This is a genomic window from Moorena sp. SIO3A2 (genome assembly GCF_010672265.1).
GTDB classification, from domain to species: domain Bacteria; phylum Cyanobacteriota; class Cyanobacteriia; order Cyanobacteriales; family Coleofasciculaceae; genus Moorena; species Moorena producens.
On the sequence record NZ_JAAHHC010000002.1, the window covers coordinates 156053 to 167783 of the forward strand.

The window sequence follows — 11731 nt, forward strand, 5'->3', positions numbered from 1 at the left end:
GTCAGGTACTCAAAGCATGCAGTTTCTCAAGGTCACTACTTAAAAGCCAAGATGCTAGCCAGAGTCAAAAAACCGTACTATGCGGAATTTCTCTCACAGCCCTTGAGGTAAATAGTAACACGAGTAGTTTTAACAGTTAACTATAAAACATGTCAGGCTCTCCTCTGAATAAATTCCTTTTCAAACCCGTTCTTCTTGCAGCAGCGGTCTTGTCAGTACTGTCCTTACCAGTAGCAATTTTTGGCTCACAACCAGTTTCCATTCGCATTCAGGGAGAACAGTGGATGGATGGTGAAGTTAAGGATCTTGCTCCCCCTTACCTAGGCTTGGTTGGAGCCTTGAGTTTGGGAGTCGGTGTAGCCAGTTTGGCAATTTCAGGGTGGCAAGACTCCTCCCATAAATTTGCTCAAACTCAGGACAAAGTTTCCACTCTAGCTGAGGGTATCCAGGCAAAAGAAAAAGAATTAGAAGACCTTAAGCTTTCTCTGTCGAGTTTGGCAGCTTCTGGACTCACTGATTTTATAGATGAGGCAGAAACCCCGAAAACATTTACAGAAAACGTTACGGAAAAGGTTCCGGAAAACGTTACGGACAAAGTTATAGAAAACGTTACGGAAAAGGTTCCGGAAAACGTTACGGACAAAGTTATAGAAAACGTTACGGAAAAGGTTCCGGAAAACGTTACGGACAAAGTTATAGAAAACGTTATAGAAACTCGGGATAACAGCCTTGAATCCCAGCCAGTCTTTGAAACTCTAGTGACTAGGTCGAATTTTGTTGAAGAGCCTTCCATAACAGCCCCGACAAGGTCTGTAGAGGATGTAACCCAGAAGTTTGCCTCAGCACAAACGTTTTTAGGTTTTGTGCGCACAAAACCTGTAGTCACCCAACCTATTGAGGTGAGTTCACCAAAACCTGAGCAGCTGGAGCAACTCAACACTCAACTTCAAACAATTATGGCTCAGATGGCTTCTTTACAATCCGCCCTTGATGGCACACAGAGAAGTCGAGGGATTGAGGTACCTGTAGCGAATCACCCATCCAAACAACTTGTTAAGTCCTGGTCTGTCAAGGGTTAAGAACTTTTAAGACAAGTTGATAGACGATTAGGGTGCATCCTGATCCAACCATAAGCTAAAAAGCATCTACTGGAATTGACTCCAGATAGTTATGTATAAATAGTTTACTGTTGGTAATTAGTTAAAATTGCTGAATTTGGTTGACCATTTCTGCCTTCCGAATCTATAATTGTAACCTCGATTTATCGATGGACTAATTTGGCATTCGCCAATTACTAGATTGTCACGATTGAGATCACCGTGAGCGTTTCCACAAAAAGCGCCAACAAAACGCGACCATAGCGCTAATTAAATAAAACTGTTAGGGTATTTCAGTAAGAGCCTGCACAGTGTGGCTGAGTATTATAATTAGTATTATTATTAATATTATTCATGGTTCAGGCTTGATAGTGACCAACCATGAACCATGACCATGAACTATGAACCAAGATAAAGGTTTTGTCTTATCGGAAAAACTCTGACGGCGAGAGTGGAGTATTGTTTTGATTTTTTAAATTGGTTTGTGGGCGAATACTACCACTAACCGATGGTTGGGGTTTAAGTTCTGAGCGGTTTCCCCAGCCACCATTGCGTTCTGCTGCCCTAATGCTAGGTACTGATTTCCTGCCACTAGGTAGCGCTATCGGTAGGGTGTAACTCGCCTTTACGTAAGGTTGACCATCATTATTAAATCGGACGAGGTCACCTTCCATCTCTGGAATCTGCGGCTGTTGCTCTTCAGCCCTTCCTAGGTGACCATAGGGCTCATAGGTAGCTAAGAAAGAGACACTATTATTGGGGCTAACCGAGAATCGTCCTTGTGATTGATTGATTTGCCAAGCTTCCTGAAGGCGACCATCTGGTGCTACCTCCCATAGGTTAAGCCTAGCTTGCCATTGACCCTGCTCGTTTACTTCAACAACTTGGCGATCCAAAATCGAATAAGTGCCTAGGGGGTTAGAACCAAATAAAGGCTGTTGTGTCGGACGCAAATAGCGAATAGCAGCTACAGCAATTTGACTTTGGTCAGGTAGATTACTAGTACCCGATACAGTATACGCACCAGGACGACTGGCCGGTTTCACACTGAGTTCTAACTCAAGGTCAGGGGATTTTTTTTGGGAGCAACTGACACACAATGCCATTAGCATTAGGAGTACAGTCCCCTGCCTATTAGAGTAAAGTGAGCGAACTGTTTGACTTAAAAACTGGTAGAATCGCATAGGCATAGGTATAAACAGATTAGATATTCCTTAGGGAGTAAGCATATGCGCTACGCGCACGCTGCTTGAGGTGCGGTCAGCGGTCAGCGGTCAGCTGACGTAACATAGATTAAACCAATACTTACTTGTTTTATTCAAAAGCTGAGAGCTGAGAGCTGAGAGCTGAGAGCTGAGAGCTGAGAGCTGAGAGCTGAGAGCTTACCTTAGAGATAGCTTACAAAGAATGACTAATTGTCAGATTAGGGGTTGAAAATATCGACTATCATAGCAAGTTGTTAAAAACGAGCTAAGTTGATTGGTAGTTAGTGATGGATTTACCACGGAACCCTAATCAACGTCTAACATAATCAATACCTTGATTGTTTATAATTGAGCGTTTATAATTGATAGCTTATAAAATTTTATCCACTAAGACTAATTATGAAGCAGCAAAGCAGGTTTAGACATACATCTTTATTGAAATTTTGTACTACTCAGTTGGCAATCGCTGGCCTAGTAACCCTAGGGATTCCTAATGGTGCTGCCACTGCTGGGAATCAATTTAGTTTGTGTGCCAAAGATCTTAAAGCGGCCAATATCACTTCAGAAATCGCATCACAAGCTTGTTCAGAGGCACTACAACCTGAGGATTTATCCTTGTGTGTACTGAAAATTAAGGTACTGACCTCATTAGCAGGCCAAAAAGCCTTAGGTGCTTGTACACGAGTCCGACGACCTTTGGAATTGGCTAGCTGTGTGGTTGATATTGACAATAAGATTGAAAACATAAATGCTAACTCAGTGCTGGATCACTGCCGTCGTAGCCTCCTGCCAGAGCAATTTTCTGAATGTGTTATTGGCTTGAATAGTGCCAATGTCGCTAGCCCTGACAAGGCTCTAAACACTTGTATTTCTGTTAATCAATATCCCTCCCAATTGTCTCCGACCTTTGCGCCACCTCCGGCAAGAACCTTGGTTCAGTAATTTGGTTGAGTGTAAGCATTCAGCCGTCAGCCGTCAGCCGTCAGCCATTCCCTTGGCTCACGCTAAGGGAATGGCTGACGTAACAGAGATTAAACCAATGCTTACTTGTTTTATTCAAAAGCACATCAAGTAGCGTGGGTGGCACAGGCTTCGACGCTGGGACTTCATTTAGATTGCCCATAGCCCATAAGCACATCAAGTAGCACATAAGCTGATAGCTGATAGCTGATAGTTGAATACTTACCTTCTGTTTATTTAAGCTTGTGTAAGTAATCAACAATTTCCTTAAATTTTTGCTCCACATTACCACTGGTGAATAAATCTTCAGCCCTGGCCAGACCTGCTCTAAAATCTGGGCAAACACCACAACGCCACAGATAAAAGCCACCATTCCAGATCGCGGCTGGCATCAATGGGTTGGATTTACCCTTTAGGATTTCCTGGTACTGTGCCAGCAGTTTAGTGGTTGACTCAAACGGTACCTCCTTGCCAGCCAAACCGTATTCACTCGGATGGAGTAGCAGACGTTCAAACCCTTGACTGGCTGATGGTTGACTAATCGCTATGATGGCAGTGCGATCGCGTGGTAGGTCACAGCTACCCTCTAAGCCTTTGACAAAGGTAAAATTCTTGACCAGACGCAGCTGACATGTCTGTCTAAACAGATTTTCTGTAGGTGGATGAACATACCCGGCCACATAATGAGTCTCTGCTTGATCAGCAGACCTATAGGCAGACCAGAGGAGTTCCATGGTTGCTATGGGTGGACGTTTACCGATTTGGTCGCGGTAGGAAACTAACTGATGAGCTTGGGGAAAATGCTGGGGTAAATAGATAAATCCTAAGCCAGTTGTCTCCAATACTTGTTGCACCTGGGGCACAGAAAGTTGGGAGAAATCCATGCCCAATCCCTGCCAAATCTCAATTAAGGGGACTCCATACTTAGTGGGCATACAATCTCCCCCATGCATGACCACAGGTACCCCAGCAGTAGCTAAGACTAAGGCGGTCAGGGGTGTGACTGGTGCAGTACGGCTTCGTCCATCATAGGGTGTTCCTAACGCTGTAACCCCCAGGGATGGAGAAGAAGAAACTGACCGAGAGGTATCTTGCCCATGGTTGATGTCCCAGGGGTGTAACCTTGGTCCAAGTTGGTCATAAGCATCCAACATCCCTGCCAGTTCTTCACTGGTCGGTCGTTTGATGCGGTGGGCAATCATAAATGCTCCAATTTGCGCTGGTGTAGCCTCTTGTGTCAACATGAGGCGGGTTGCAGTGGTGGCTTCCTCACGAGTTAACGCTTTGCCAGTGTGCACACCACTGCCCACTTTCTTTAATAATTCCCTGAAGGCATTACTCATCGGTGATTAGTCCAAAGCTGGAAACAGTGATCAAGCTTGAGCAAGGGCTGGCAGCTGGAGGTTCCAAGCCTGAACTGTTGGCATGTCCAGCTGACGCACCAGTTTACAAAAATGCTGAATTGGTGGAATATCTAAGCGATCGCGAGTCGTGACCAAGACCACCTGACGAGTCCAGTTGGAATCCAAGGCAGAGACGTTACCTACTAGTTTGTTGGAGCTAGCCAGGGATTCTGGTAGTTTTTCTAGGGTACGCACAGCCAAAGTAGAGTCTTGCTGTACATTGATCACGGCTGATTTGGGCAATAGGGCAATCAATTCTCCTTGGCGCACTACTCCTTGGAATGCTTCTAGGGTATTTAACTCCATAACTGCCCGCAAATTAGCCCCTAGGCGGGAAAACTGCTGCTGTACTAAACGTTGCATCCCGTAGCCACTTTTAAAGACTGCTTGTGGGTATTTAATCAGTTCTGACCAGGGCACTGCTTTATAGTTGACTAAGGGATGGTCTGATGCCATCAGGACTTCGATGGGCTCTTCGTAGAGTACCTCAACTACCATCTCTGAACTAGTGGTCAAAAAGCGATTGTTCATCACAATTGCCACATCCACTAGACCATCTCGCAGTACCTTCAAAGAGCGATCGCTTCCGAGGGCGGTCACTCGTAATTGCACTTGAGGATAGGCTCGACAAAATTGCTTTAAGATCGGTGGCAAATAGTGAGCGCAGACTGATTGGATTGCTGCTACACACAATTCTGGCTGCTTACCTGCGATCAAATCTGCTAATTCTTGGGTAGCAGTTTGCCACTCTTGACAGATTTTACGAGCACGGGGTAAAAGCTGTTCCCCTGCAAGAGTCAACTTGGCGTGAGCAGTGCGATGAAACAGTGGCATACCCAGATGGCTTTCCAGAGACTGAATTTGTCTACTAATAGTCGATTGTGTTACGCCGCATTTTTGTGCCGCTTGTCCAAAATTACCGGTCTGGGTGACTGCCAGAAATGCCTGCAACTGCTCAATCCGCATGATTTGTCTAAGGTGTATGAGGTTTCATCATAATTCATTGAACATAGTAGATTTTTTGAGGAACTTCGGTAGAATTTGATACATTGAGGCTCTGCCATTTAACTAAACCCATCAGCTCAACCAATGTAATCAGTAAAGCAATTTCAAACGGGAACGTCACGGGTCTTGGGAGAACAGGGAACTTCGGATCCGTGGAAAATCGAGGATGTTAAGAAATTATAAATAAATAGATAAATAAATTTTATAGTTTATAGCGGTTCTCAGTGGGATCAGGTACAACCAAATTTTTAAACCTTATTTATACCACAATTACACTATTAAGTCAATATTTACGTAATATAACTTTTACTTATTTACATTATTTAATAACCTGAGGGGAAATTACTCTCAAAACCCTTTACAAAACTTTAGATATTGCTTAATATAAATACATGAAGGCGCAAACAAGCCGGACGAACCTCGATAACTTCATATTCATACCCGCAATCATTAGAACATGACTACTGTATTACAACAGAGCAACACCTCTGTGTGGTCTCAGTTCTGCAATTGGGTCACCTCCACCAACAACCGCCTCTATGTAGGCTGGTTTGGTGTCTTAATGATTCCAACTTTGCTAGCTGCTACCACCTGCTTCATCATTGCTTTCATCGCTGCTCCTCCTGTGGACATCGATGGTATCCGCGAGCCCGTTGCTGGTTCCTTGATGTACGGAAACAACATCATCTCTGGTGCTGTTGTTCCTTCTTCTAACGCCATTGGCTTACACTTCTACCCAATCTGGGAAGCTGCTTCTCTCGATGAGTGGCTTTACAACGGTGGTCCTTACCAGTTGGTAGTGTTCCACTTCCTAATTGGTGTATTCGCCTACATGGGTCGTGAGTGGGAACTAAGCTACCGCTTAGGTATGCGTCCTTGGATCTGCGTCGCTTACAGCGCACCCGTTGCAGCTGCTAGCGCCGTATTCTTGATCTACCCAATTGGACAAGGTTCTTTCTCCGATGGAATGCCTCTAGGTATCAGCGGAACCTTCAACTTCATGTTCGTGTTCCAAGCTGAGCACAACATCCTAATGCACCCGTTCCACATGCTAGGTGTAGCTGGTGTATTCGGTGGTTCTTTGTTCTCTGCAATGCACGGTTCTTTGGTAACCTCCTCCTTAGTACGTGAGACCACCGAAACTGAGTCTCAGAACTATGGTTACAAGTTCGGTCAAGAGGAAGAAACTTACAACATCGTGGCAGCTCACGGCTACTTCGGTCGTTTAATCTTCCAATACGCTTCCTTCAACAACAGCCGTTCCTTGCACTTCTTCTTGGGTGCATGGCCTGTAATCGGCATCTGGTTTACTGCACTGGGCATCAGCACCATGGCATTTAACCTCAACGGTTTCAACTTCAACCAGAGCATCATTGACTCACAAGGTCACGTGATCAACACCTGGGCTGACGTACTCAACCGTGCCAACCTAGGTTTCGAAGTAATGCACGAGCGTAACGCTCACAACTTCCCTCTAGACCTAGCTGCTGGTGAAGCTACTCCCGTAGCTTTGACTGCTCCAGTCATCAACGGTTAATCTCAACTTGGCTTAATCTACTTGATTAAAAAAAAGCGCTCTCCAGATGGGGAGCGCTTTTTTGTTTGATAGTAAGCATTCAGCTATCAGCTATCAGCTATCAGCTATCAGCTTAATTAGTAATGGGTAAACCCAAGCCAAATTGCTAGGCTCACCCACTACTAAATCAATTCATTTTTGAGTTTTGGTTGAGCACAGCTAGCCACTATTTGGTAGGGATGCTCACCAGACAGAATTCAATAAATTCTATCTATGGCTCGTATACGAGATTGCCATCATCGTTGGCAATGTGCTCATCTAGATCAATGTCGGCCTGATTCAAGCTTCCATCAATTTTCTCGCACTTAGCATTCATGATACTTTCACCGGAGAGGTAAGTCTCCTTGCAAGTCTCAATGAAGTTGTCAGGCTGCCAGACAAGATTACCATCAAGATTTTCAATGTAATAGTTCAGGTCAATACAAGTGTAGTTGAACTGATGATCCCTCGTGTAACAATGAGCGCATAACTCAGAAGCACTAACATGGGGAACAGAGCAACTTTGGCTAAAGTCACCTGCAAAAGCATTATTTGCAAATACACCAAAAGAGATTGCCACGGTAAACAGAAAACAAGCAATTGTTTTCAAGAGACCTTTCATGATCATTAACTCCAAAAATGGATAACTAACTAGCATCTGGAACCCATAACAGCCTGTTAAAAAAACTGCTATCGGGTGTAATGTAACCCTTATTTAGGCTTACAAATTAAATCTACCTACACATTTTTAGCTAGTCAACACTTTTCTACCGAGAGAGAAAAGTGCTTATAATCCTGCAAATTTGTATCAAAATTTACTAATTGACAAACAAATCAAAACATGTATTGGTCAGTGGCGATCGCATTGACGCTTTGGCCTCTCCCTTTGCCTAGCCTAGGGTTCAACAGGCAATCCCAAAGGGGCGAAAGGTACGAATTTGTATTATATTTTACAAATTGACAAATTTATCAAAAAATGTATTAGTAAGTGGCGATAGCATGGACGCTTTGGGGTCCCGCTTCGCCATTAGCCCGAAGAGCTAGCACCTTCAAGGGATCGCTACCGATAGTGAGGCGATGGAGGTTTCGGGGTCCCGCTTCCTGTAAGCAAAGGGATGACAGTGGTGAGGGGGCTTGCTCGGTCGTAAAGTTTCCAGTCAAATTTCCCTAACAGCTTTGATCCCGACGCTCACCAACCATGGGTAGAGCGCGGGACGTCAAGCCTAAAAATTAAAAGGTGAAGGTGGTTCTGAGAGTACCAATGACCACATCATCGTTGTCAGAACTTTGGTTAGGATTGAGAAGCCAAATCACACCAGGGGTGACGGAGATGTTGTTGTTGACTTTGTACTTATAGAACGCTGAAACCTGGTAGGCAAAATCATTGTCAAAGTTACTGTTGCCATTATCCAAATCCAGTCCTCTGAGGGTTGGTGCCGCACCACCAAAAATTCCGGCCAGATTACCTTTTTTGCCCAAATCGGGGAAAGCGATACCAGCAGCAAAGTTCCAAATTTCAGCATCACCCAAGCCAATCAACTCAGCATCGGTGTAGCCTGCCCAGCCATTGAGTACGATGTTGGGGGTAAGTCTCAAAGAGGTTTCAACACCGAAAGAGTTGCTTTCCACTCTTGCGGTATCAAAGTCAACTGTGCCTAAACTGGTAGCATTCCCCAAAGCTGTTGGATTGAGATTAGCCAGGGCTGTGCCAGTACCCCCTAGGATTAAACGGGGTCGTCCAGCACCATTATTTTCGTAACCCCGAATGTAGGTGAATCCAACTTTGAAATCACTACCATAAACCAACTGAGCGATCGCAGAAAAGTTGCCATTGAATAGACCCTGGCCTTCTTGAGGATTGCTAGCGGTGTTGGAGATGTAACCTAAATCAATCCGAACATCCTTGATGGGCTTGATGGCAAGAGCAGCACCAGCACCGAATGGCCCAATCCGATAGATGGGATTACGTTCAGCAAAACGGGTAATAGCATTGGAACCACCAGCACGACCTTCAAAGAAAGGGTTAACGGTATCGACGTAATAGTGATGCAGTGCTCGGTTAGCCAACAGTTGAACCGTTACTTTATCCCCTAGGGGGAACTTATAGCGCAAGATATCAATAATAACGTCATTACCACTCGGTCCATCGTAGGTAAAGCGACCTTCTTGAGTTCCCGCCAGCTCGCCACCAGCCCCTGTGATCAAGGTTGGGGCATCCCCAGCCTGAAGACGGGTTTGGAGCATGTCCTTACCGGTAAAGCTGGTTAAGAAGTTGAGACGAGTCCGGTTGTGAAAAACAGTCTGAACATCATCAGCATCCCCTCCAAAGGCATCAGCTAGAGCAAAGATCACCTCACCCTTGAGTTTAGTGGTGGTGGAAAACTGATGGTCTTCTAAGAAGGCTACCCGTCCTTCTAGGTTATCTACTCGTGCCCCTAGGGTAGCCAGTTCTGTTTCAAACTCTTGTATTAACCGTTGTAGACTTTCTAAGTCCTCACGGGTGATAAAATCTCCAGTAACGCCCCCCAGTAAACGCTCAATTTGGTTCAAACAGGAATTCAAACCAGCAGCAAATTCGTAGCGAGTCAAAGCTCGGTTACCCCGGAAGGTAGCATTGGGATAACCAGCAATACAGCCGTAGCGTTCTACCAAAGAGCGTAATGCTTCATAAGCCCAATCTCCAGGGGAAATGTCTCTGAGTTGAGACACATTAGTGACTTGTTCCATAGAGTCATCCTCTACAGTCTGTCCACTCAGTTGAGAAACACCAGTCACCGGTCCCATCAAGTCATCCTCTGCAGTTTCCTCGTCACCGTATGACGTCACTGAATCACTAGCAGAATTACTGATAGTGGAATTACTGATAGTGGAATTACTGGTAGTGGAATTACTGGTAGTGGAATTACTGGTAGTGGAATTACTGAGCTTAACCGTATACCCAGTAGAGGCATCAGAGGCATCAGCCACTAATGGCAGATCAGAGGCAAGAACGGACTGAGTTAGGGAAGTGACCTCAGGGAGTGCTTGTAAAGTCAGTGTTTCTACTGTAGTGGTAGGCTTGACAGCGGATTCTTGAGAGATAGTCTCTTCTGGCAAAGCTTCCTCAGTTGCTGCTACTGCTGAGGATGAAATCAATAGGGTTGCCCCAACAAACAAGGTGGGGCATTTTAGCACAGAGAGCCACAAATTTTTTGATCTGTTCACAGGGTTTCCTCACACTCAATCAGGGTTTTGACTCGATCAAGTCAACACGACTACCGTCAAGTCAACACGACTACCGTCTCTTGTCAGGTCTGTCACTAATTCATGACAAATTGATTACAACATGGCACACAGAGATAACAGATCAGGAAATACCAGCTTCAGAATTCTGGTAGTTTTTCTGCTCATCTCCCGATCCCGTAATGCTCCTTTGTCCTGAGTTAGTGTCATTTGAGCCCTTTTTGATCAGTTTTTGATCAAGGGATAGTTAAGAGACGATTAACTTTAACGATTTTAAGAATTACCTTGGATGGAGGTTTTGTTTGTATTTTTTAATACAAAAAATTTAGGCTTGATGGAATTAAAGCATATTAATTATGCAATTATGGTAATAATATTCGATATTAGATCAGGTTTAACCTCTGTAATCCAAATTTTTGATATATGATACATATTTATTTTAATTAACACTGTTATAAGTAACAATAAACAATTATTAAATTCGGGAATCGGGAATCGGGAATCGGGAATCGGGAATCGGGAATCGGGAATCGGGAATCGGGAATCGGGAACAGGGAACAGGGAGGGTGCATCTGAGTTTGGCAATTAGGCAAAAATTCCCACACTCCCCGCGCCCGGGCCCCACACTCCCTTTTTACAAATATGAGATGCACCCAACATCAGCTACGTAGAAAATAACTTAGAATTAGTGTTTGTAGAATTACCGAAGTTTGAGAAGCAGTTGGAGGAGTTAGACCAACTCGATGAGTTGTGGATGTATTTTTTAAAAAATGCGCCTTCCTTAGAGACGGTGCCACTGAAAATGGCGAATAAGCCTAAAATAATACAAGGTAAAACTACTAGTTTTTGACCCAGACAAGGAGGTAGTTGTACAGTGGAACGATTGAACCAGTATCGGCAATGGATTCAGCAGGTGTTAGCTCGACATAAACAGTTTGTACCTTCTTATGGTGAGATTGAACAATTTACAGTGTTTGACCACAACGATGATCATTATTTACTAGTAACAGTTGGCTGGTCAGGTGACCGTCGAGTTTGTGGTTCGTTGATCCATATTGATATCAAGGGAGAAAAAATCTGGATTCAACATGATGGTACTGGGGTTGGTGTAGCCGATGAGCTCGTAGAATTAGGAGTACCTAAGTCAGAAATTGTGATCGGTTATCATGACCCCAACGCACGTAAGTTGACAGAATTTGCCGTAGGTTAAAAGGTGAGTTATGCCTGAGTTGTACCTGAGTTGGGCTAAGTCCCTAGGAAAGAGCGTTATAGTTTGATTAGCTC

11 protein-coding genes are annotated in these 11731 nt (G+C 44.4%); 5 read left to right on the forward strand and 6 right to left on the reverse strand.

What is annotated here, in order from left to right:
* Window positions 1–149 precede the first annotated feature (149 nt).
* Window positions 150–1079, forward strand: a complete 930-nt coding sequence (locus F6K64_RS03845) for a hypothetical protein (RefSeq protein WP_287263428.1) — start codon at window positions 150–152, stop codon at window positions 1077–1079.
* 443 nt (window positions 1080–1522) lie between these two features.
* Here F6K64_RS03845 and F6K64_RS03850 read toward each other — a convergent pair whose 3' ends face one another.
* Window positions 1523–2203, reverse strand: a complete 681-nt coding sequence (locus tag F6K64_RS03850) for a hypothetical protein (RefSeq protein ID WP_131827039.1) — start codon at window positions 2201–2203, stop codon at window positions 1523–1525.
* A 498-nt stretch (window positions 2204–2701) separates the two neighbouring features.
* On the opposite strand from F6K64_RS03850, the gene F6K64_RS03855 reads away from it, so the two are divergent.
* Together F6K64_RS03855 and F6K64_RS03860 are read left to right on the forward strand one after the other, a co-directional pair.
* Complete coding sequence (locus tag F6K64_RS03855) at window positions 2702–3244, forward strand: hypothetical protein (RefSeq protein ID WP_008182615.1); 543 nt, start codon at window positions 2702–2704, stop codon at window positions 3242–3244.
* 1 nt (window position 3245) lies between these two features.
* Window positions 3246–3377 (forward strand): hypothetical protein, encoded by a 132-nt coding sequence (locus tag F6K64_RS03860; protein WP_267872019.1) that lies wholly within the window; start codon window positions 3246–3248, stop codon window positions 3375–3377.
* Window positions 3378–3495: 118 nt separating this feature from the next.
* Here the strand turns inward: F6K64_RS03860 and F6K64_RS03865 are convergent, their stop codons facing one another.
* Complete coding sequence (locus tag F6K64_RS03865; RefSeq protein WP_008182617.1) at window positions 3496–4605, reverse strand: anthranilate phosphoribosyltransferase family protein; 1110 nt, start codon at window positions 4603–4605, stop codon at window positions 3496–3498.
* A gap of 30 nt (window positions 4606–4635) precedes the next feature.
* Window positions 4636–5631 (reverse strand): LysR family transcriptional regulator, encoded by a 996-nt coding sequence (locus F6K64_RS03870; protein ID WP_008182619.1) that lies wholly within the window; start codon window positions 5629–5631, stop codon window positions 4636–4638.
* A 496-nt stretch (window positions 5632–6127) separates the two neighbouring features.
* Between F6K64_RS03870 and psbA the strand changes: the two genes are divergently transcribed.
* Complete coding sequence (psbA, locus tag F6K64_RS03875) at window positions 6128–7207, forward strand: photosystem II q(b) protein (RefSeq protein WP_287247966.1); 1080 nt, start codon at window positions 6128–6130, stop codon at window positions 7205–7207.
* A gap of 250 nt (window positions 7208–7457) precedes the next feature.
* Here the strand turns inward: psbA and F6K64_RS03880 are convergent, their stop codons facing one another.
* From F6K64_RS03880 to F6K64_RS03890, 3 genes are all read right to left on the reverse strand, one after another.
* Window positions 7458–7847 (reverse strand): mannose-binding lectin, encoded by a 390-nt coding sequence (locus tag F6K64_RS03880; protein WP_075873683.1) that lies wholly within the window; start codon window positions 7845–7847, stop codon window positions 7458–7460.
* A 608-nt stretch (window positions 7848–8455) separates the two neighbouring features.
* Window positions 8456–10429, reverse strand: a complete 1974-nt coding sequence (locus F6K64_RS03885) for an iron uptake porin (RefSeq protein WP_229414746.1) — start codon at window positions 10427–10429, stop codon at window positions 8456–8458.
* Window positions 10430–10899: 470 nt separating this feature from the next.
* Window positions 10900–11040 carry a hypothetical protein gene (locus tag F6K64_RS03890; RefSeq protein WP_154659944.1) on the reverse strand — a complete coding sequence of 47 codons (141 nt, stop codon included), beginning with the start codon at window positions 11038–11040 and terminating at the stop codon, window positions 10900–10902.
* Window positions 11041–11321: 281 nt separating this feature from the next.
* On the opposite strand from F6K64_RS03890, the gene F6K64_RS03895 reads away from it, so the two are divergent.
* Entirely contained in the window at window positions 11322–11657 is a 336-nt protein-coding gene (locus tag F6K64_RS03895; protein ID WP_287264881.1) for a XisI protein, read from the forward strand.
* The last annotated feature ends 74 nt before the right edge of the window (window positions 11658–11731 follow it).